At 66.6% G+C, this 20,900-nt stretch carries 23 protein-coding genes and 1 pseudogene; 10 read left to right on the forward strand and 14 right to left on the reverse strand.

Annotation, left to right across the window (positions count from 1 at the left end; translation table 11 throughout):
* The first annotated feature begins 184 nt into the window (after window positions 1-184).
* Entirely contained in the window at window positions 185-1,168 is a 984-nt protein-coding gene (locus E1193_RS04835; RefSeq protein WP_132180641.1) for a phosphotransferase, read from the forward strand.
* A 584-nt stretch (window positions 1,169-1,752) separates the two neighbouring features.
* Here E1193_RS04835 and E1193_RS04840 read toward each other — a convergent pair.
* Window positions 1,753-2,682 carry an ABC transporter permease gene (locus tag E1193_RS04840; protein WP_207922570.1) on the reverse strand — a complete coding sequence of 310 codons (930 nt, stop codon included), beginning with the start codon at window positions 2,680-2,682 and terminating at the stop codon, window positions 1,753-1,755.
* Window positions 2,683-2,783: 101 nt separating this feature from the next.
* Entirely contained in the window at window positions 2,784-3,983 is a 1,200-nt protein-coding gene (locus E1193_RS04850) for a hypothetical protein (RefSeq protein ID WP_132180643.1), read from the reverse strand.
* Window positions 3,984-4,000: 17 nt separating this feature from the next.
* On the opposite strand from E1193_RS04850, the gene E1193_RS04855 reads away from it, so the two are divergent.
* Both E1193_RS04855 and E1193_RS04865 read left to right on the forward strand, forming a co-directional pair.
* On the forward strand, window positions 4,001-4,318 hold the full coding sequence (locus tag E1193_RS04855) for a hypothetical protein (RefSeq protein WP_132180645.1): 318 nt from the start codon (window positions 4,001-4,003) through the stop codon (window positions 4,316-4,318).
* 1,004 nt (window positions 4,319-5,322) lie between these two features.
* Window positions 5,323-5,625 carry a hypothetical protein gene (locus tag E1193_RS04865; protein ID WP_132180647.1) on the forward strand — a complete coding sequence of 101 codons (303 nt, stop codon included), beginning with the start codon at window positions 5,323-5,325 and terminating at the stop codon, window positions 5,623-5,625.
* Window positions 5,626-5,924: 299 nt separating this feature from the next.
* Here E1193_RS04865 and E1193_RS31725 read toward each other — a convergent pair whose 3' ends face one another.
* Together E1193_RS31725 and E1193_RS04870 are read right to left on the reverse strand one after the other, a co-directional pair.
* The gene (locus E1193_RS31725; RefSeq protein ID WP_165945635.1) at window positions 5,925-6,065 is read right to left on the reverse strand and encodes a hypothetical protein; all 141 of its coding nucleotides are present in this window, start codon (window positions 6,063-6,065) and stop codon (window positions 5,925-5,927) included.
* A 468-nt stretch (window positions 6,066-6,533) separates the two neighbouring features.
* On the reverse strand, window positions 6,534-7,034 hold the full coding sequence (locus tag E1193_RS04870; RefSeq protein ID WP_243707286.1) for a nitroreductase/quinone reductase family protein: 501 nt from the start codon (window positions 7,032-7,034) through the stop codon (window positions 6,534-6,536).
* A 328-nt stretch (window positions 7,035-7,362) separates the two neighbouring features.
* Between E1193_RS04870 and E1193_RS04875 the strand changes: the two genes are divergently transcribed.
* Window positions 7,363-8,316: an NAD(P)-dependent alcohol dehydrogenase gene (locus tag E1193_RS04875; RefSeq protein ID WP_132180649.1), complete on the forward strand. Its 954-nt coding sequence runs from the start codon at window positions 7,363-7,365 to the stop codon at window positions 8,314-8,316.
* Between the two features lie 545 nt (window positions 8,317-8,861).
* Here the strand turns inward: E1193_RS04875 and E1193_RS04880 are convergent.
* The 3 genes from E1193_RS04880 to E1193_RS32870 form a co-directional block, all read right to left on the reverse strand.
* Window positions 8,862-10,124 carry an ATP-binding protein gene (locus E1193_RS04880; RefSeq protein WP_132180651.1) on the reverse strand — a complete coding sequence of 421 codons (1,263 nt, stop codon included), beginning with the start codon at window positions 10,122-10,124 and terminating at the stop codon, window positions 8,862-8,864.
* 318 nt (window positions 10,125-10,442) lie between these two features.
* A complete protein-coding gene (locus E1193_RS32865) occupies window positions 10,443-11,033 on the reverse strand; it encodes a helicase-related protein (protein ID WP_243707287.1) in 591 nt (196 codons plus the stop codon).
* Between the two features lie 30 nt (window positions 11,034-11,063).
* Complete coding sequence (locus E1193_RS32870; protein WP_243707288.1) at window positions 11,064-11,801, reverse strand: hypothetical protein; 738 nt, start codon at window positions 11,799-11,801, stop codon at window positions 11,064-11,066.
* 61 nt (window positions 11,802-11,862) lie between these two features.
* On the opposite strand from E1193_RS32870, the gene E1193_RS04890 reads away from it, so the two are divergent.
* The 5 genes and pseudogenes from E1193_RS04890 to E1193_RS32885 all read left to right on the forward strand — a co-directional run.
* Entirely contained in the window at window positions 11,863-12,174 is a 312-nt protein-coding gene (locus E1193_RS04890; protein WP_132180653.1) for a hypothetical protein, read from the forward strand.
* A gap of 7 nt (window positions 12,175-12,181) precedes the next feature.
* On the forward strand, window positions 12,182-13,333 hold the full coding sequence (locus E1193_RS04895; protein ID WP_132180655.1) for a hypothetical protein: 1,152 nt from the start codon (window positions 12,182-12,184) through the stop codon (window positions 13,331-13,333).
* Window positions 13,334-13,700: 367 nt separating this feature from the next.
* Window positions 13,701-14,420: an IS110 family transposase gene (locus E1193_RS32875; protein ID WP_243707289.1), complete on the forward strand. Its 720-nt coding sequence runs from the start codon at window positions 13,701-13,703 to the stop codon at window positions 14,418-14,420.
* On the forward strand, window positions 14,410-14,826 hold the full coding sequence (locus E1193_RS32880; protein ID WP_243707290.1) for a transposase: 417 nt from the start codon (window positions 14,410-14,412) through the stop codon (window positions 14,824-14,826). The genes E1193_RS32875 and E1193_RS32880 overlap by 11 nt, the downstream gene beginning before the upstream one ends.
* 183 nt (window positions 14,827-15,009) lie before the next feature.
* A pseudogene (locus E1193_RS32885) lies at window positions 15,010-15,329 on the forward strand (IS1634 family transposase); the annotation flags it as partial.
* A 178-nt stretch (window positions 15,330-15,507) separates the two neighbouring features.
* Here the strand turns inward: E1193_RS32885 and E1193_RS04910 are convergent.
* The 5 genes from E1193_RS04910 to E1193_RS04930 form a co-directional block, all read right to left on the reverse strand.
* Complete coding sequence (locus tag E1193_RS04910) at window positions 15,508-15,978, reverse strand: hypothetical protein (protein WP_132180659.1); 471 nt, start codon at window positions 15,976-15,978, stop codon at window positions 15,508-15,510.
* A gap of 222 nt (window positions 15,979-16,200) precedes the next feature.
* On the reverse strand, window positions 16,201-16,398 hold the full coding sequence (locus E1193_RS04915) for a hypothetical protein (RefSeq protein WP_132180661.1): 198 nt from the start codon (window positions 16,396-16,398) through the stop codon (window positions 16,201-16,203).
* 868 nt (window positions 16,399-17,266) lie between these two features.
* Complete coding sequence (locus E1193_RS04920) at window positions 17,267-18,106, reverse strand: aldo/keto reductase (protein WP_132180663.1); 840 nt, start codon at window positions 18,104-18,106, stop codon at window positions 17,267-17,269.
* Window positions 18,107-18,295: 189 nt separating this feature from the next.
* Window positions 18,296-18,775 carry a barstar family protein gene (locus tag E1193_RS04925; protein ID WP_132180665.1) on the reverse strand — a complete coding sequence of 160 codons (480 nt, stop codon included), beginning with the start codon at window positions 18,773-18,775 and terminating at the stop codon, window positions 18,296-18,298.
* Window positions 18,776-18,931: 156 nt separating this feature from the next.
* The gene (locus E1193_RS04930) at window positions 18,932-19,135 is read right to left on the reverse strand and encodes a hypothetical protein (protein WP_132180667.1); all 204 of its coding nucleotides are present in this window, start codon (window positions 19,133-19,135) and stop codon (window positions 18,932-18,934) included.
* A 167-nt stretch (window positions 19,136-19,302) separates the two neighbouring features.
* Here E1193_RS04930 and E1193_RS04935 point away from each other — a divergent pair, with 167 nt between their 5' ends.
* Complete coding sequence (locus E1193_RS04935; RefSeq protein WP_243707291.1) at window positions 19,303-19,719, forward strand: GNAT family N-acetyltransferase; 417 nt, start codon at window positions 19,303-19,305, stop codon at window positions 19,717-19,719.
* A 33-nt stretch (window positions 19,720-19,752) separates the two neighbouring features.
* On the opposite strand, the gene E1193_RS04940 is transcribed toward E1193_RS04935, so the two are convergent.
* The gene (locus E1193_RS04940) at window positions 19,753-20,127 is read right to left on the reverse strand and encodes a VOC family protein (RefSeq protein WP_132180671.1); all 375 of its coding nucleotides are present in this window, start codon (window positions 20,125-20,127) and stop codon (window positions 19,753-19,755) included.
* Window positions 20,128-20,290: 163 nt separating this feature from the next.
* Complete coding sequence (locus E1193_RS04945; protein ID WP_243707292.1) at window positions 20,291-20,857, reverse strand: macro domain-containing protein; 567 nt, start codon at window positions 20,855-20,857, stop codon at window positions 20,291-20,293.
* Between the last annotated feature and the right edge of the window lie 43 nt (window positions 20,858-20,900).

Genomic DNA, 20,900 nt, shown 5'->3' on the forward strand with positions numbered 1-20,900 from the left:
ACCCGTGCGGCGGCCCCTCCGGCCGGTCGGTTCCCTTCTAGCCCACACGCATCGCTGAGGGGTTGATCCAGCGCAGGGGTCGGCCCCGGGACCGTAACTTCTCCAGCAGGAATTGCCGTCATGAACGCTGATTGGACAGTTTGGAGCGAGCGCGCTTTTCCGGTCCTGTGATGGGATATGCCGCGTGATTGAATCGCATGCGCCGGTGTTGGAGATGCTGTGGGAGGCGCACGACCCGCACCATGTGCTCGACGGACGGTTCGGTTTCGGCGACGGGCAGGCGGCCGGCCGTTGGGTCGCGGACACGCTGGATGAGCATTGGGGCGTTCGCATCGACTCCTGTCAGCGGATTGTGATGAGCGGCGGTAACGCGCTGGCGTGGATCGGAACGCCGTCCGGTCGGCTGCTCGCGAAGTGGTCGGTGGCGCCCGAGCGTTTCTCGCGCCTGGCGGAGGTGTCGCGGCTCACGAGATGGCTGGACGGCCTAGGGTGGCCGGTTTCCGCGCCGGTGCCCGCGCGCGATGGCCGTCTTCAGGTCGAGGTCGACGGTGTCTCGATGGGCCTGCAGCGGGTGATCGAGGGCGATCTTCTTGACACCGCTGATCCCGGTCAGGTGCGGGCGGCCGGAGCGGTGTTGGCCGGGTTGCAAAATGCGCTGGCGGCATACCCGGACGCCCATCGCATTCCCGCGCTTGCTGTTGCGTCCCAGTCGTTAACGGAGCGGATCACCGGCTGGCTTGACGCGTGCGCCGGGCATCTGCCGTTGGCGGCTCGCGACGCGCTGCGCGAGTTGGTCGCCGGCGCGCCTGCCGACCGACTGCCGCGACAGCTCGTTCATTTCGACTTTCGGTCCGCCAACATCTTGTGTGTGGGCGGCGAGCTCAGCGCGGTCATCGACTTCGAGGAAGCTCGGCACGAACACCGGCTCGTCGAGCTGGCCCGCGCGGCGATTGTGCTCGGCACCCGCTACCACAGTTGGGGGCCGGTGTCGGCCGAGGTCCGCACGGAGTTCCTTGCCGGCTACCAGGCCGTACGTCCGCTGACTCCAGCCGAGGTGGGCTGGTTGGACATCCTGCTGCTCTGGCAGGCCCTGGCGATGGTGCCACCTGGCGACGACCCGACCGGGTGGGGACCGTCCGCGCTGAGCCAACTGCCACGGCCCCGATGAGGATCCAGCTGACGACCTGTTGTGGGATCAGCAGCAAAACGAGCTCAATCTAGAGCCAAGACCGGGAAGCGGGACGACGCACCGATCGCGCCACGGTGTCCGGCCACAGACCGCGTCTGGCGTAGCGATCCGGCGGCCATAGGGCCTGTCGAAGCCGGTCGTCCGGCAAGATGCTGACACCCCCGGGTGACTCGACCTGCATTGGGAGCAGCCGGCTCTGATCTTTGACCAGCGGTCTCCTGAGACGGTGCTCTATTGATCTCCGCAGGCCGACTGCCTGTGGCTCTCTGTTTTTCTCCCGCCTTCCGGTCGCATGGGCGATTGTTGTGCTCGGCGGCGGACGACCAGCGATCTTGTCCCGGTGTCATCGCGGCCTACCTCGGGGTGATTCGTGTCCGGTCGACCGCGAAGCTGTCCATTCCGTCGAGCCACGTCGATAAAGTGGCAGGGAACCGTAGTTATCCATCACCCCAGAATCGCGGTTCCTGCTGGCGGGGCGCGGCTTCACGGAGTACGAGCCGGCCCGACGGGCGACCGGCCCGTGCTGGCCGCCCTGCCCACCGGGCCTGCTCCCGGCCTGATCGTTACTCGTTGTGCAGCGCCTCGGCGATGGTGAGGCGTGCCACCGACCGGGCCGGGAGGAACGCGCCGAACGCCGCGATGCCGATGCCGGCCAGGGCCAGCAGGGCCAGCACCGGCGGGTGGTAGATGTGCAGCATCCGGTCCGGGATGACGAGCTGGGCCGCGTGCGCTATGGCCGGCAGGGCGAGACGGTGCATGACGACCCCGAGGGGGATGCCGAGCAGGCTGCCGGCAGCGCCGAGCGCCGCCATCGAAAGCACCATCATCAGCACCACCTGGCGGGGCGTCATCCCGATCGACTTGAGCATGCCCAGGTCCCGGCGCCGTTCCCGGGTGTTGAGGACGACCGTGTTGAAGACGCCGAGCGCCGCGACCGTGCCCAGCATCAGCGTAAGCACGGTGACGATGCCGAACATGACGGCGATGAACGAGTCGGCGTCGTTCGCGGGGACGGCGTCCAGCCCCGGGTCGCCTGCCTTGACCGCGGTCAAGAAAGCTGACGTGTCGGTACCGCGCCCAAGTCCCACCTCGTAGCTGGTGGCCCGGGTACCTGGCGCCACCAGCGCCAGCGTCTCCCAGTTGGACAGCACCATGTTGGCGGAATTCATCAGGACCTTTCCGACGATGCGGACAGTCTGCTGTCGGCCGTCCGCGTCCACGGTTAACGTTTCGCCCACGGTGAAACCGCGCTGGCGCAGGAACCTCTCGGAGACGACCACCTCGCCCGGGCCTGCTGGCCAGTGCCCGTCCACCATCTCGTAGCCCAGGCTGGTCGTGTCGCCGCGGTAGAACCGGGCCAGGAACGTCTCGGTGCCGCCCAGCCGGTGCGGCCAGGCCTGCTCGGCGGCCTCGGCGGTGAAGCGCAGCGCCGAGGCCAGCCGGTCCAGGCGGCCAATCTCCTCGACTCCCCACCCGGCTGGCGCGGCTCCCACCACCAACAGCAGGTAGCCGTACGCGCCACCGCCACGACACCCGCCGACCGATACCCCGACGTGGCAGCACTCGCGGCAGCCTGGGCGTGGCGGTCGCGCGCTCAATGGAAGGTGACCTCGGCCTCGGACAGGAGCTTCTGCATATTGGCGCCGTGGGCAGCGGCTTGGTCGTGCAGGCGGGCGGCGGGCCCGGGGCCCCACAGGCGGGCGGCCAACTGCTGGTACTCCGGAAGCTTGGGCATCTTGGTGTCCAGGCGGAACAGGATGGCCAGCGGGCGGCGGCACCACCAGCGGCGAATCCAGTCGACCGGTTGCGTCACCAACAGTGCGCTGTAACTTGTTGGCAAGGTCGGGGCGGCGGCCACCTTGACCGCCTTTTCCGTCAGGTTGAGCATCTCGGTCACGGAGACCGCCTCGCGTCGTGGGCCGCTCGCCTCCTCCAGCAGGGTTCGGTAGCGGGCCAGCAGTTTGCGGCGCTCGCGGATCGTGTCGGCGGCCTGCAACTCGGCCTTGAAGTCACCGAAGTAGCGGCGGTATCCGCTGAACTCATCGCGGACCCGGAGCAACTGCTCGGGAATGTTCTCGAGACTGGACGCGCGGGACAGTACGAGCGCGGCGACCGGCGGGATCGGGATCGTCGACATGGCCGTCCACTCGGCGACGACGTCGCCTCCGGTGAGCGGTTCCTCGAGCGATTCGGCGATTTTGTCGTACAGCTGGCGCGGCAGCGACCGGTAAGTCTTCTGGAGGGTGCCGGCGACGAACGGCACGCGGTCGAAGTCGGGGAAGTAGTCGAGGCCGTGCGCGGCGGCCACGACCAGGTAGCTGTTGCCCCGGTACATCCGGTCCTTGACCGAAGCGTCACCTGCGCTGGCGTATCCGCCGAGGCCGTCGACCTGGGCGAGGAGATCGTTCAGCCCGGTCGTGTAGTCCAGGCCGGCCACCGCGCCGGTCTCACCGGCCGCGGACGGGTCGTTGCCGCTGCCGTCGGTGACCCGTTTCGCGAGCTCGTCCGGCAGTCGCAGCGCGACCCGGCGGACTTCGTCGCGCGACAGCGCCGGAGCAAACGTTCGGTACAGTCCCTCGCGAGCTAGCAAGCTGCTGAGGCCACTGACGTACTCACCCGAGGCGCCCAATGCCTCCATGCGGTCGAGGAGAACCACGGCTTCGCAGAGCGAGCAGAGATCGAGGAACCTGGGGAGGGCCAGCGCCTCCGGCCGGGACAGGACACCGCTGGCGTTGGCCATCAGCGTCTGCGTCACCAGCGCCACATTCTGTCCGTTCCCGGCCACGGCGTCCATTCTAGGATCGGCCCATAATGCTGGGCTCGACGGGCGTCGAGGCGACCGAGTTCGCCGGAGCAGAGCTGTGCACCGTACGCGATCTGGTGGCGGGCGGCCAGATCGTCCTGCTCTGCGACGAGGTGCCCGCAGACCGTAAACAGATCAGTGGCCGCAGGACATCGTCGAGTCGGTCGGCGAGTGTGCCGCGGATGCCGCTGTCCGGCCTGACCGGCGAGGGCGGTCCGCGCTATCCCCTGGTGATCGGGCAACGCGAGAGCATCCGTCACCTGTGCGCTCCTATGCCGACCGTTTGCCACCGCCGCCATTTCCGTACGAGGCCCGGCCGGTGGTGACCGACTACCGCGAGTTCCGGCCCGCAGGATCGAGGAGAAGGTCGAAGTAAACGTCCACCCGAACTCCTACGGTTACCGGCCGCGACGGTCGGCGTTGGACGCGGTGGCGGCGTGCCGGCAACGGTGCTGGCGCTACGACTGGGTCGTCGGTCTGGATGTCCAGGCGTTCTTCGACAGCGTCGACTACGACTCATGATCAAAGCGGTGACTTGCCGCTCCGACCCAGCAGCCCGACGGCAGCCTGCAACCCCGAGACCGGGGAACCCCGCAAGGGTCCGCGGTCTGACCCATGCTGGCGAACCTGTTCCCTGCACTACGCGTTCGACATGTGGATGGCCCGGACATTTCCGTCCGTGCCGTTCGAGCGATACGCCGACGATGCCGTGGTGCACTGCACCAGCGAACACCAGGCACGCTCCGTGCGCCAGGCGATCGAGGACAGGACGGTCAAAGGTCGGGCTGCGCCTGCACCCGGACAAGAAGTACCGACGGCTACGGCCACGCCGCAAGGCCCGAATCGTGTCGGAACGCCTTATCACGCAACACCCACGCTACTTCGACACTGGGCCTGGTCCCGTAATCCCCTGATGACGGCCAGGGTGGTAAGAGCGGAGTGACGGGAGACTGTCACGCTCCGTTCCGTGGAGCCCGGAGGTGCGATCCCTCCGGGCGAACCCACCCCTGGGCGTTGCGGGGCGACAAAAGGCAATAACCAGACGGCTCCACAATTTTTGGGCGCACTTCGTCACATGAAATTGCGGTTTACGATCTTTCCGAAAGTCAAGAAGCTGGTGTCTCCCCAGCTCAGCTGCCCTTCAGCACTCCGGCGCGGCAGAAACAGCGACAACTAGTGTTGTCGTCATGCGGAGAAATCGGCTGTTTGACCTGATCAGGGAAGGTGCCCGTCGACTACTCGACGAGCATGGTGTCGACACTTCCCCTTGCAATGACAGATCCAAAGACGTAAATTAATCGTCCTAAGGGCTCGTCTCGTAAGGAGAAGCATGCTGAGAGAATCTTGGCTCCGCCGGCTCGGGCTCGTCTCGGCGGTGGCGGCGTTCGGCCTGGTAGTCACGCCCGTGGCTGCGCACGCCAACGACTACGACACTCCCCGCAGCGCCATTGGCTTTGGAGTGGACAAAAGCGTCAACGGCGCGATTGACCAGTCCATACAGAAGGCCCGAGAGGCAATCCTCGCGGTCGGCACCGCCTGCACCCCTGGGATCTATCGCACCCGCTTGGTCTATGCCTCTCCGGGCGGCACATGGGTCTACGAGACCACCCACGAAGCGATGTGCGTCGACTGATCAAGTTTCGGTCCGATCGGCCACCGCCGGGTTCACCGGGCTGCGGGCAGCCCCGCTGCCCGCAGCGGAGGTCGACCCGCCGCACCCCGAGCGCGGATCCCGCCCCATGATCATTAGTTGAAAACCCGTGCTGTGGACTCCGAATTACACGGATTGTCGACTAATGATCATGCAGCGGTTGAATTGCTGGGGTCTGTGGTCGGTTCGGGTCTGGTTGGTCACGTGGCGTGTCGGCGTGAACGTCGATTACGGTCGTTCTATGCCGGGGGTATGAGGTATTACGTTGCCTGGGCCCGCTACTACGGCGGCCCATACGCCGGCGCGCCGGCGGACTCCCCGTGCGGCAGGGCGAGGAAGACTAGGTCGGCCTCGGCCAGCACCTCCGGCGTGGTCTCAGTGAGGGTCACCTCCGGCCCGGTGAGCTGGGGGATGGGCGCCAAGCGAACCGTCTTGGAAATGTAGGCCGTGACCTGGGTAAACGTGCGTGTCCCGGTGGAGTGGCCGTGGTCGCGCGAGTGATCCGAGGGACACGTCGATCGGCAGGATCAATTCAGCCTCCATGCTGTGCAGTGCTCGTGCACGCGGTCCCGGATTGGCGCTCCGGGCCGGTGTCTGGTGCTGCGCCGACGCCGGTGGACAGCTGCGTCGACGGGCTGGGCACAAGATTGCGCTCGATCCAGGATCGAGTGGCATCCAGTCGCCAGAATGGCCACTCAATCCTGGATCGAGCGTGACCTTGCGCGGGCTGCGCGGGGCGGGGCGCGGGCCAAGCGGTCGGGTGCTCGAACTGTTGACGATGCCCGCTCATGCCGCAACCAGCTCGTTACCTGGCGTTACGGTCGACCTCGGCTCGACAGTCGCAGTCCATGAACACGTGATTGATCAGCCCATCCAGCAAAGCCAGTCGATCAGGTGCCCCGCGACGCCTCAGACGTGCCGGGCCGGGGCACCAGGACCACCACCGCAGTTTCGGACGTCCGCCGCGCAGCGTAGCCATCCAGGTTCTTGTCGATCTCACGCCAGCGGGCCCACAGCCGCGACCGTTCGTCGCCTGTCGCAGCATGACCACGCACCGGCCGCGGCCCGTCGACCAGGTCAACGGTCGCGTCCGGGTGCGCCTGCAGATTGAGCCACCAGGCCGGCTCGGGCTCCCCCCACCCGTTCATGGCCAGCGAGACCAGATTCGCGCCGTCCTCGAAGTACCCGAGGATCACGCTGCGCTGCTGGCCGGTGCGACGCCCGACGGTGGTCAGGCGCAGCATTCCGTACCGGTTGCCGCGCGGACGCGACAGTCCGACCCGGCCGCCGGAACGCCGCAACACGCCCCGATGAGCCGACCAGAACAGCCGAATGAACCAACGGGGCGGCAACCACGGCTTCTTGGCAGGGCGCAGGTCCGACTCGGTCACCCCTCCATCGTATTGGCCGCTGTCACGCACGAACGGCAGCCAGCGGCAGGCCGGTAGCGCCGAACGGTCTGCTGACAGCCGGCCCGCCCACCCGATCAAGCAACGGTCAACGTCCGCAACTGCCGCGAAGCGTTCGTAACCGAGGGTGATGTTGGCGGGTTGTTGGTGTCTGGACGTGTCGAGTTGGGGACGTCGCCGCAGCGACGGCAGTGTCGGCTCAGCCTTGAGGGCGGTCGGTCTCTCGTCTCTGTGTGCTACCAAGAAGCCGTTGCCTGCAGGCCTTGGACGTACTGCGGCCGGGCTGCCTTGATGGGCTAGGAGTGCGTGGATGAGAGCGATCGTGTACGACCGGTACGGGCCCCCGGATGTGTTGCGGATCGACAACGTTCCCAAGCCGTCTCCTGCTGCCCGGCAGGTGCTCGTCAAGATTGCGGCGACCTCGGTCAACCTGAGCGATTGGGAGACCCTGCAAGGCTCACCGCTGTATTCACGTATCGGTGGGCTACGCTCACCGGCACGCCGGACACTCGGCTCGGACATCGCCGGCTGGGTCGACGCGGTCGGCCCTGCCGTCACCCGGTTCCGGCCCGGTGACGAGGTGTATGGCGACAACCTCATGCTCAAGGGCGGCTTCGCCGAGTACGCGATCGCTCCCGAGTCGGTGCTGACCCACAAGCCCGCCGCCCTCACCTTCGCCGAGGCCTCAGCGATCCCGCAGGCGGGTGTCATCGCGTGGCAGGGGACCAAAGGCGCCGCAGCGGGGAAACGGGTCCTGATCAACGGTGCCGGCGGAGGATCGGGCTCATTCGCCATCCAGCTCGCCAAGCAGCTCGGTGCCGAGGTGACCGGCGTCGACAACGCCGGCAAGCTCGACTTCATGCGATCGGTCGGCGCGGACACGGTGATCGACTACCGCAGCCAGGACTTCACCCGCAGCGGCCCGTACGATCTCATCCTCGACCTGGTCGCGTACCGGTCGGTGTTCGCCTACCGCCGGGCACTGACCCCCGGCGGCCGTTACCGGTGCGTCGGCGGATCGGTCTCGGCGCTGCTGCGCGTACTGACGATCGGTGCCGCGGCCGGCCGGCTCACCCACCGCCGCCTGGGCGTGCTCGCCGTCAAGGAAGGGCCGACGCACTTCGCACCGGTGGCCGACCTCTGCGCCACGGGCAACCTCGCCGTCCACATCGACCGGTCATTCACCCTCGATCAGGTGCCCGAGGCGTTGGCCCACGTCGGAGAGGGACACGCACTCGGAAAAGTCATCGTGACCGTCAACTGACCAGCGACATCCGCACATCCCGCGATCCGCGCGTCGTGGTACCTGGTGCAAGCGCGACCACGCCCCCGCACGCGGTGTTGCCGAGTTGAGTTCATGCCTACGAGCGTGCGCTTGATCTTGACCTGATGTGCGCGGTGTGTGCTCTCCAGCCGGTGCCACCGTGGGTCAACCGGTGCCAGCGCGGGTCACCGTGGCCGACGGCGGTCACAAACGGGGTTCGTGTGCTCCGGGTGTGGTCCTGGGCTGGGAGAACAGGGCCGCGGGTGACGTGGGTGAACGTGGGCCACTCCCTGCCGCCCCAGGTGAACCCCCAGGTCGCTAGACTAGGCACTCGCGCCCTCGTAGCTCAGGGGATAGAGCATCGGTTCCTAAGGCGACGCTCTATCTGCCGATGCAGGCGTTTGCCTGCGGATTTCTCGCTTCCCCTTTTGTCCGCCGGTCGCAGTAACGGATTGCTGTGCTCGCTTGCTGAAGATCAGCAGACCAGTCTGTTCGGTCATTGGTGGGCCCTCACCAACTGGGAGCGACCTGCGGAGGGAGCGAGGTCAGTCTGCTGGCGGGGCGGGAATCTGCCATAAGGCACTGACTGGTAGGGCGCGGAGTTTGTCGCCGAACGGCAGCGTCGAGGTGCCGGTGTAGAGGACGATGCCGGCGATGAAGTCGTCGCCGAGGCGGTCGGCGAGTCGGCGGAGCCCGCGGAAGTCATCGGGTCCGACGGTGGTGGCTGCTTTGACTTCGATCCCGACGACGTGCCCGGATCTGTTCTCGAGCACCGCGTCGACTTCGTACCTGCTCTGGTCGCGGTAGTGGGACAGGTCGACGGACTGCTCGGACCAGGTGAGCTGGCGGGACAGCTCGGACAGGACGAATGATTCGAGTAGTGGCCCGAACGGTGCGCCCGGCCGGAGCAGCGCCCGGGCGTCGGTCGCGGTCTCGTTGGCGGCGATGCCAGAGTCGACGAAGATCATTTTGGGCGCGGCGGTGGCGCGGGTGCCGAGGTTGCGGGACCAGCCGGGGATTCGCTTGATCAGGAAGATCTCTTCCAGGGCTTGGAGGTAGCGGGCGATCGTTGGCCGGCTCAGTCCGAGGGCGGATTCGAGGGAGTTGGCGGCGATGATGGTCGCGGACCTGGCCGCGAGGAGGCGTACCAGCTTGCGTAGCTCGCCCTTGTGCTGGATGTCGGACAGCTGCCGCACATCGCGCTCGATGAGCGCCTGGACGTAGGCGTCGAGGAACCGTTGGCGGCGGCGTGGGTCGGTGCGGGTCGTGGCCTCGGGTAGGCCGCCGCACACGATTCGAGCCGCGTAGTCGGCGCGGGTCACCTTCGACTCGTGTCGCAGGTCCGGACCGAGCGCGAAGACGGCGTCGACGAATCCGTCCGGTGTTCCCTCGAGTTCGCCTTGGGAGAAGGGCCAGAGCTCGACGGTTTCCATCCGGCCGGGCAGGGCGTCCGGGGCGGCCACCATGCCGAACAGGCGAGAAGAGCCGGTGAGCAGGTACCGACCGGGACGGGGATCCTCGTCGACGGCTGCCTTGATGGCCAGCAACAGTTCTGGAGCGCGTTGAATCTCGTCGATGACCAGGAGTTCGGGCGAGTCCACGAAGCCGACCGGGTCGGCGAGCGCCGCGGCCCGGTCCTGCGCCCGGTCGAGATCACGGCGCTCGGCGAGACGATCACCGGCGACGATGCGAACCAGTGTGCTCTTGCCTGCTTGACGTGCTCCGCTGATCAGCACGACGCGGGTGTCGGCCAGGGCGTCGTTGACCTGCGCGGCGGCGCGGCGGGGGATCAGGTGCGGTGTGGGCACGGCGTCATGATAACTGACACGGTTTCGATCTGCGTGGGCGGATGTGTTTGATTTGCGGCTCAAGCCGTGTTCGAATTGCGGCTCATCGGTGTTCGATTTGCGGGGGTGCCGAGGACGGGATCCTCGCGTGCTGGCAAACCCCGGCCGCAATCCGGCACGCCGGCACCACGCTAGGCGACCAACTCGCCATGGCCGAAGGCTTCGCCGACACGCTGCGCACGATCTTGCTCCGGGTTCTCGCACATCGTGTCCGAGGCGCCAGTCTCCCACGCGCTGACTCTTCCCGGGGTCACGACAAACGGCCCCCGTGCGGTGCGTTCAGGTCCGGGTGAAGCCGAGTGCCCTGTATCCGGGCATGCGGCGTTGGAGTGAGGCGGCGAGGATGGGTGTGGCCGGGTCGTGGTAGTCGTGGACCTCGGCGACGTCCTTGCCGGGGGCGGCGCGGATGACGCGGCCGGCGCATTGGACGAGTAGGCCGTCGTAGGAGATCGGGCCGGCGAGGAAGAGGGTGTCGAGGGCGGGAACGTCGAAACCTTCGCCGATGAATGGTGTGGTGTCGATGACGAGGAGGCCGTCGCCGGCCTTGGCACCGTCGAGTCGGTCAACGACGGTCCGCCGTTCGCTGGTGCTCATCGCGCCTTGGAGCACGAGCGCCTGATATCCGCGTGCGGCGAGCAGAGCGGTGAGAGCCTCGACCTGGGCGACCCGGCGGGTCAGGACGAGACAGTTGCGACCGCGTGTCAGGGCTACGGCGACATCATCGGCGATCTGGGTGTTGCGGGGCTCGTCGAGGGCCAGTCGCCGGTGCACCTCGGCGAGCGCGCCCGGCGCGTCCAGGTCGACATCGCCGGGCTGGAATGTGGTCTCGTGGAGGATCAGCGTTCGTCGCGGTCCGGCGTCGGCGTGCATCGCGGCTGAGGGTGCATTGTTCCTCGTCGGTCAGGGTGTGCCGGACGGGTCCGAGTTGCCAGGTGACGTGCCGAAGCCGCCGTCGGGCAGGACATCCTGGTTGGGGAACAGCCGGTCGTACGAACGCAGGTCCATGGAGCCACGCAGCACCATCGCCTCGTGGAGCGGAACGGTGCCGACGGCGCGCGCGGTGGCCGCGAAAACAGCGCCGGTGAAGAAGACCCACACGTGGGCGCCGCGGCCTGACTGGGAGATCTCCAGCGCGGCCGGCACCGCGCTGGCTCGTGCCGCCTTCACGTACGCGAGGGCGTCGAGCATCGTCGTGGGCCCGTCGAAGTCGGCCACGAGGAAGTGGCAGGTGTTGCCGGGAATCAGCGGATACAGGCCCATGAACACGTCGCCGACGAGATGCGCCGCGACGACCTCTGCCGTGCGGGGCAGGTAGGTGGCATCGCGCCGGTCCATACCCTGACGCCAACCACCGGCGACCGCGGGCATCCACCCGGCAGCGCCGGTACGGGCGTTCTCCCACCGCATGGCGTACACGTCGGCCCGGGCCCAGAACCGGTCGGCGAACAACGCCAGCTTGTCCCGGGTCGGCGAAGCCATGGTGACCAGACCTGGCGGCTCAACCGGCGCGGACAACTGCTCCGGCGCCGCAGTCGTGTCCTGGCCGCGCAGCTCCAGCAGACGCGCCAGGCGGGCGTTCTCCGCCCGTAACCGCTCCACCTCCCGGCGAAGATCGACGAACTCGGCCACCGAACCCATGCCGACCATCCTCGCGCATCGGGCTCGAGCACCCCCGACACCGGTCCGATATTCTCCGCCGATGGCATCGAAGGGAAACGCCGCGCTGGAGGCGATGATCGAGGAAGCCACCGTCGACGCGTACGGCGACGACGAACAGCTCACCGGCCTGTTCACCATGCTCGAGGAGCATCTGGCAGTGCCGTTCACCACCACCGTCCTCGGCGTCGAAGTCACCGTACGGAAGACCGACCTGACCGCCGACAGCATCGTCGCGGTCTGCGCCCGAGGCCGCCACCGGCAGGAGATCGACCTGCTCGACCTGCCGCTACCCACCCCCGCGCCGGACGGCACCGCGTGGATCGACGCCTACCGGCACTGGGCCGGGAGGTAGGTCAGCGGTGAGCGAGTACCAGTACTACGAATTCACCGCCGTCGACCGGCCCCTCACCAGCCGGGAGCAGGCCGAGCTGCGGTCGCTGTCCACTCGGGCCGACATCACCGCCACCAGCTTCGTCAACACCTACGAGTGGGGCGACTTCAAGGGCGACCCGCGCAAGCTGATGGGACGGTTCTTCGACGCGCACCTCTACCTGGCGAACTGGGGCACCCGCCAGGTCATGCTGCGGCTACCGAAACACGTGCTCGACCCCGCCACGGTCGCCCCCTACTGCCAGGGCGACAGCGCATCCGCCTGGACCGCCGGCAAGCACGTCATCATCGACCTCCACGACGAGGACGAGGACGGCACCGACGAGTGGGACCTCGACGGCCACGGTCTGCTCGCCTCGATCATCCCAGTCCGGGCCCGCCTCGCCGCCGGCGACCTGCGCCTGCTCTACCTGGCCTGGCTCCGCTGCGTACAGTCCGAGGAGATCGCCGACGACGAGCCCGAACCGCCCGTCCCAGCCGGACTGGGCACCCTCGACGCGCCCCTCACGGCGGTCGCCGAGTTCCTGCGCATCGACCCCGACCTGATCGCGGCTGCGGCGGCCGGGTCGTCGCCGGCCACCGTCGGTGAACCGACCGCCGCGCAACTACGCAGCTGGGTCGTCGGGCTGCCCGCCCGGGACAAGGACGCCATCCTGACCGACCTGATCACCGGCGGCGACAGCCACCTGCGCAGCCAACTGCTGCGCAGGTACCGCGACGCACACCGCACCGACACCCCCACCCCAGCGGCCGCCCGCACCGCCGGGGATCTGCTCGCCACCGCCGCGGACCTGCGCGCCGAACGGGAACGACGGGACGCCGAGCAGCGCCAACGCGACCGGGCTCGCCGGGAACGGTCCGCAGCAGCCGCCCGGCAACGGCACCTCGACACCCTCGCGGTCGACCAACCCGCCGCGTGGCAGCGGGTGGACACCTTGATTGCCACAAAGAAGCCGCGCGAGTACGACACCGCCGTTCAACTCCTCGTCGACCTGCGCGACCTCGGCGAACGCGACGGAGACAGCGGGCTGTTCCAACAGCGGCTGGCCGACCTACGGGCGGCGCACGTCCGCAAGCCCAGCCTGCTCGAACGCCTCAACCTCGCAGGCCTCGACACCTGACGCATGGCTCGCCGCCCGGGTGACCGTCGCCAAAGTGCGGACAGGATCGTGGTGGCCGACCGGCGTGCCGGCGTGACGCCCCGGACAGCCGACGCCAACCGCAGCAGGCTCCAGGTGTCCGTCCGGACCCGCAACCAGAAATCGAATTATGTCGTTCCAAGGTTGGACCCGGAGGGTCGGGTGACTGTCTGGGTGTGTGCTGCCGATGTCATGGCCAGCTAGGAGTAGGACGCCCCGGCCCTCGCTGATGACCGCTGTATCAGCACTGGATCGAGACTTGCGACCGATCGCCCTTTCCGAACTTGTGGCTACTGAACCGCGGCGGGTCCACGCCCCTTGACCAGCACGACCGGAAAGGTGATGCCCGGTGGGTTTCCTGTGGGCCGGCGTCGATGTCGGCAAGACCTACCACCACGTGTGCGTCGTCGACGACGGCGGCACCGTGGTCTTGTCCGAGAAGATCCCCAACGACCAGCACGCCTTCTCCGGCATTGCCGGGCGGCTCGGCAAACGCCGCAAGCCGATCCGCTGGGCAGTCGATCTACGCGGCGGACCGGCGTCGCTGCTCTTGGCGGTCCTGTTCGACCGGGGCGCGGACGTGCGCTACGTCAGCGGCACGGTCACCTCGCGGATGGCGGAGGCGTTCCACGGCGAACGCAAGACCGACGCCCACGACGCCTACGTCATCGCCCAGACCCTGCGCATGCGCGGCGGCCTGCCGACCCTCACCGCGGCCGACGGCGTACAGCAGCAACTGAAGCTGCTCCTCTCCCGCCGCCTCGACCTGGTCGCCGACCGCGTCCGCATCACCGCCCGCATCCAGGACCTACTGACCATGATCAGCCCCGCCCTGGAGAAGGCGCTGAGCCTGCGCAGCAGAGGTGCGCTCCGGCTCCTCGCACAGTGGCAGACCCCCGCTGGACTGCGCCGAGCCGGGCGACGCCCGCATCCTGGCCTACCTACGCCAGCATCGTGTCTGGGCCGCCAAGGCCCTCACCGCCAAAGTCCCCACCGCCGCGCGGACGCAGACCGTCGCCGTCGCGGGGGAGGCCACCGCAGCCGTGATCGTGGGCCAGATGGCCATTGACTTGGAAGCGGTCAACGACCGCATCACCGCCATCGAGGAAACCATCGCCAGCGTCGTGGCCGAGCACGAGCTGGGAGAGATCGTCACCAACCTGCCCGGCATCGGCATCACCCTCGCCGCCGAGTTCCTCGCCCACGCCGGCACCCTCACCACCTACTCCAGCCCCGCGGCGCTCGCCGCGCACGCGGGGCTCGCGCCGATCTCCCGAGACTCCGGCCGCCGCCAAGGCCACCAGGTCCGCCCGCACCGCTACCACCGCGGCCTGCGCCGGGTGTTCAGCATGTCCAGCTTCACCGCCCTGTCCAGACAACGCCTCAACGTCCTTTGGGCCTTCATCCGCAACAAGACCCCCTACCAGCCCAATCCATCAAGATCAGCACAGTTGGCGCTGTGCGAACTCCCGTAGAGACTCCACCGGCCGGGGTTCCGCCCGGGTGACCGGGTGGTATCGGCCGCAGAGCATTTTGTCCTCACTCGAAACCCCCAGCCTCGTCCGCGAACTGCTCGGCCCGCTCCCCTCCCGAGCCGGGTTGAAAAGCTACGTGAAAACTTGGCCACCTGCCCTGACGGCACCCCGTCACCGCCGATCGTCATCGATGCCTACCACCGGCTAATCGATACTGAAAAGTCGTTTCGAATGTCCAAACATGACCTGCATCGCGGCCGATCTACCACCACAAGCGCGCGTCGGTCGACGCCCGGCTGACGATCGTGTTCGCCGCCTTGGCCGTCAGCCGCTGGATCGAGCAGACCGCAGGCTGGTCGGTGCGCAAGTTCGTCCACACCGCCCGCCATTACCGCACCATCAAGATCCAAGCCGGCGCCCACACCATCGCCGCCGCCAACCCGCTATCCGACGACCTCCGTCAAGTGCTCGACCGGATCCACCACAGCGCAACTACGCAATAATTGGTTCGTCGGCTATGTAGTCAGCCGGCAGGAGGCCCTGGGGAGCAGGCTCCTCCGTTCGCTACACGCAACGCGGGGCCCGTCCGCGCAGCGCGCGGACGGGCCCCGTCCGATTACGGTGGGTGCCATTTTCCGTTGGCGACCCCCACAAATCTGAGTGTTGTGGCAGTAATCGCCGCTATATCTTTTCGAGGTCGAATCGGCGCCCAAGGTCAGGATCGCCAACGAACCAGAATAGCGCTATGCCATCTTCCGCGAATGATGATCGAAGGTTGCTTGAGTAGGGTGTCGGGTAACCATCCAGTTCCCTAAACAGTAGCGAGACTTGCGTTTTCCTATCGGTCGGGTCGTTTGCCGCAGCCCGGAGCGACCACTCTCCGGATCCTACTGCAATAATGGAGGTGTTGGGTGAGGTGGCCGGGCCCAGAAACGACACGGGGATGTTGCTCATCTGGAATGTACGGTCCTCACTGAGGATCAGCGTGCACCCGTCGCCCCCTTTCCAAACTCCAATCACGGCAGCGGCTGAGAGGTTTGGACGGTCGTCGGTCAGGATTCTTTTGACGAAGAAGACCCCAGCGATGGCAAGAACCGCCAGCAAAGAAGTCGAGACAAGTGCCGCGATGAGTAGCCGTCGGGGTTGGTTCATCGCGGGCAACCCGAATTGACGCAAGTCGTGATCCTGAAGCGGTAGCTTTGCATCATGTGGTTCTCGAATGGGTATGCGTCTGCACCACTTCCTGCGTTTCCGTCACCCCGTTTCGGGGTGATCCCGGGAATCCTGGTGCCAGAGTATAGAGTTGTCGCATTTCTGACGTGATACTCGACCACTGGGTTGTCTTTCTCGTATCCGACAACTTTCCACTCGACGTCAAATGAACGTGATCGCGGTCCATGCGCTGTTCCCAGATCTGTTTTTTGTTGCATGAGAAAGCATGTCCAGTCCGTAATGCTTGTAGTTTCCAAGTCCTGGCAGATCGGAGAGGTGGAAGTCTTGCCGGCCACCCATCTCCCCTGAAGCCGTTCGCCGATCGATTTCAAGGTATATGTTTGAAAACTCGTTGCTCATCCACATTTCTTGCGTCATTCGATCCCCCCAACGGAAGTACTCGTAGTGAGCATGAGTACAAGCCACCGCTAGGAATCCGGCCGACCTGTCGCAGATAAGTTTCGCGGAATCTGGGCTCTTTTTCACCACCTCGAGCCACGTGCGAAGAATATCGTAGGGGCCTTCGCGGCGGGATCCTTCGGCATGACAATACTCCATAGTCCCAGCTGCACAAGTTTCAGGAGGCGGCTTTGGCTTGCCCCCTTTACCTCCCTTGCCGCCGCCACCGCCGCACTTGACGGGCCAGCAGTCCTTCTGGCCATTTTTCTTCCGCTTCTTCTTTTTTCCCTATTGCCCTTTTCGTTGCCGGGTTCGTAGTCGGGGCACCCTCCCGGAATCTCCGCGCAGTCGGCGGGAATGAGTCCACTTGGGTCACTCAAAGTCATGGGCGTGTTGTTGGCGTAGGAGTATCCGTTCCACTGTTGTGGCTGCCCCCCGTCCTGGATGGGGTCGACTGCACCTGTTCCTGATTAGAGCCGGAGGCAGCCGAAATTAGCCGACCCCTGGCTCGGATGCCCGGTGTCGTCTGCCGTCGAGCTGAGGCACGCGCTCTGACCTGCGGTGCCTCATCCTGACTGGCAGACCGGTCGCTCGGCTTCTCCCAGTGGAGTTGAGGCAAACCGTCGCCCTCCGCACCGGGCTCCCGCATGTCGTGGTGGGGCTCGGTGCTGGCCTGGCTCGATGCCTCAGATCATTGGCAGTGCCTCGGCTCGACTGGCAGCCGACACCCTGCCAGAACGACTTGGGCAGAGAGGCCCGCGGCCACAGATGGTGATCCAGTGCGCACATCTGCCGAGAACAGTGCGTCGCCTTGCGCGCGGGCCATGCCCTATGCCAACTCGTGCAGCCGGTCCAGGCTGGCGCGTTGGGTTGGGGTCAGGTGGAGTCCTTCTGCAGCGAGGTTTTCCTCCAGATGGTCTACCCGGGCGGTGCCGGGGATCGGAAGTATGACCGGTGAGCGGCCAAGGAGCCAGGCGAGCGCAATCTGGGTGGCAGTGGCACCGACGTCAGACGCCACGGCGGCGATTCCCGCCTTTGCCCCCGATGTGCCTGCGGCAACAGGTCGCCACGGCAGAAACGCGATCCCTGCCCGCTCGCAGGCCGTGAGAACGGGCTCGTGCTCGCGGTCGAGCACGTTGTACCGGTTCTGCACGCTCGCCACATCAACGGTCTGACGCGCTTGCTCGAGTTCGGCGACGGTGACCTCTGACAATCCGATCCGGGCAATCTTGCCTTCATCCCTCAGGTCCCGCAGCGTGCCGACCTGGTCAGCCAGCGGCGTCTCCGGATCGATCCGATGCAGCTGGAGCAGCTCGATCCGCTCGACGCGCAGTCGGCGCAGCGCCTGCTCAACCTGCGCGCGCAGCACAGATGGCCGCCCGTCCAGTTTCCACGCTGCCTGAGGACCCGACCGTGCGACGCCGACCTTGGTCGTGACGAGCAGCCCGTCCGGATAGGGGTACAAGGCCTCAGCGAGAAGCTCCTCGTTGGCTCCCCCGCCATACAGGTAGGCGGTATCGATCAGCGTGACACCAAGATCGACGGCCCGCCGGACCACCGCCAGAGCGGACTCGCGGGCAGCACCGGCCTCGGTCGGCAGGTGCATGGCACCGAACCCGAGCCGGCGTACCTCCAGGTCTCCTCCGATACGGAACACCGTCGATGTCATTTTGTCTCCCCCGTTGAAGGCGCCAACGCTAGCAGCGCACTCCGGCCACGTCTGTCCGCATCGACGGTCGGAGCCCTCATGGCCGCACTCATCTGCCGCAAGCAGCACGCAGCTTCTCGGACGGTTGCCACCGAATGGCTTGGGGCTACGCCGATGAGTGGAGGGCAGCGGTCGCGAGCGGTTTGGGTTTCAGCGCACGTTGTGGAGTGCTCGGGTGATGTCCTGCCGTAGATGTACTGCCTCCTCTTCGTGGTCACAGAGCAGCAGGACCTTGAACGGGATGGCCCTACCCTCCGGTTGGCCGAGCGGGTCGGCCCAGTGGTGAACTACCTGGGCGAGGATGCGGAAGAGTGTGTGCTGGTCCTGGGTGCTGTCCGGCAGCAGCCGGGGCGCGTTGTCGACGGTCACCAGGTAGCCGTCCGCTGGCAGCCAGTGCAGATCTCTGAGGCAGTCGGACAGGGCATTCCAGTTCCAGCCGAAGTAGCTGGGAAAGAGCAAGGCATCCGAGAAGTCGTAGAAGACCCGGTCAGCATCGGTCATCCTCGTGCCGTCAAGGCGGGCGACCACGAATCTGCCGGACGCCGGTAGCACCGCAGCCAACTCCACCAGGGAACCACGCGAGCAGACCACGAGCGGATCCCTGGAGCGGTGCCACGCTTCGTCCGTCATCCTGTCCACCTCGATCGACGTCCTCCACCACCATCGCGGCCTCATGCGCCAGGCCGCTCAGCACTTCCAGTCTTCCGGGCAAGAAGAGCAGCAGGACAGGTAAGCCGCCCGCCGGACGACCGGATTTGCCGCTGAGCGCACGTGACCCCCTACCAACTAAAGATGGTCGCAGTACGGAGAGCAACGACGGCCAAGGGCGTGGCCCAGGTCTCGCAGGAGAGTGGCCAGCCGCTCGGCCTCCTCGGCGGTTGGCGGAGGGATGGCTGCGCCAGCCGCGATGTGCTCTCCGCCCTCGTACAGCGCGACGTACAGGTCTTCGGCGGTTGCGCGGTCGAGCCGCAGAACGATGTCATCCCGCATGCGCAGACCCTAATCGCGCGTCATGCGGCACCGGTTGGCCAAGGTCGGGGTGCGCGGATCTGCCGCGATCCGCCCGTCACGATGCGTGCTTGGTCTGCCAGCGCTGAACATGCGGACATGCCGATAAGCGGATGCAGATCGTTGTGGTCCTGTGCCAGGGTCGTTACATGTCGATCATCTTGCGCGCAGCGGACAGCCGTGACGTACCGATCCTTGTCGGGGCCGACAGTCACGTGGAGAGCCACGAACTCCGGAGAATCATCAAGTCGGGCCGAGTAACGGTGTGCGTGATGGACGACTCCGTCGTCGGATGGCTCAGATGGGGCCTCTTCTGGGACGAGATTCCTTTCATGAATCTGTTGTTCGTCATGGAGCCACATCGTGGCAAAGGCCTTGGTACTCAGATGATCCAGCACTGGGAGCACCAGCAGCGAGCGGCAGGCCACCGTTCCGTGATGACGTCAACGCTGGCGAGCGAAACGGCCCAGCATCTCTACCGCCGTCTTGGCTACGTCGATCGCGGATGCCTGCTGGTCCCGGGCGAACCACTGGAGATCATTCTCGGCAAGTCGTTGTCGGAGTAGTACGCGGATCTGCCGCGAAGCGCTCGGACGCTGTCAGTGCCGGCTTGGGACTATGCAGAAGGGGTGCCCGGCCGGGTCGGTGAGCACCCGGAACCGGTCTCCACCCGGCTGGTGCTCAGGCTTGGCCGCACCCAGCTCCAGCAGAACGGCCTCCGCTGCGCCGATGTCTTCGACTGCGAAGTCGAGGTGTAGTTGCTGGGGCACGCTCTGGTCAGGCCAGCGTGGCGGCTGGTGGTCGTTGACCCGCTGAAAGCCGATGAACAGCCCGTCATCCCGGGTGAGCCCGGCGAACTCATCGTCGGACTTGGGGTGCAGTGCGAGTCCGGTGGCCCGCTGGTAGAACGCGGCCAACTCCAGGGGGTCGGCGCAGTCGAGCGTGATCGCCGCGAGGGTCAGCGTCGAGCGCACGGGCCACTCCTTCATGGTGACGTGGCGGCAAGTCCACAGCAGGGTGCGTGCCTGCCGCCGTCCGACTGTGGCGGCCGCCCGGCGACGCGTTCGGACCGGTCAGATCACCGCGGATCGTCGAGGTAGCCGCGATGAGTGTGTTACCGAGCATTGTTTCGATCGGTCAATCGTGGTCGTAGACGGTGGTATCGATGTCGCGGCCACACAAGGTCGCGGTGACGAGCGGTTCGATACGCTCCCACCGGCCGCCAGCCAGGCCACAACCAATGCGCGGCATATGGACGGTAGCGGACAGCCGCACGGCGTGCTCGGCGAGGACCCTCAGGCACCGCTCGACGGCGTCGAATCGGATCGGCAGCCCGCTGCTGCCAGTGCGGATGCCGCGCTGGGCGACCATGTTGGCCACCCAGGTGTCGGGACGGACCTGAACCAACTGGGTAGCGCCAAGGCCGAAGTCGTTGCCGGAGCGCTCACGGTGCCACTGCCGGTAGGCACGTTCGGGTTCCGGCCACCGGCGGGAGACCGCCAAAACGAAGCCCTTGCCCCATCCACCGAGGTCGTTGCATACATGGGCGATGATCTTTGGTCCCTTTGCCTGAGGACTGGTTGCATCGCCTCTGATGATCCGCAGCGGTACCACGCGGTGATGCTCCCATCGGCGCAATCTGCCGTCGAGCCCGTTTCGGTTTGCCGCGTCGCTACCGAGCGCTGGATTACCGCGCACTCTCATGCCGCGGATGGTGCGCGGGTAGCGGGCTACAACCCAGTAGCCA

The sequence above is a fragment of the Micromonospora sp. KC606 genome (genome assembly GCF_004348675.1).
In the GTDB taxonomy this organism is placed as follows: domain Bacteria; phylum Actinomycetota; class Actinomycetes; order Mycobacteriales; family Micromonosporaceae; genus Micromonospora.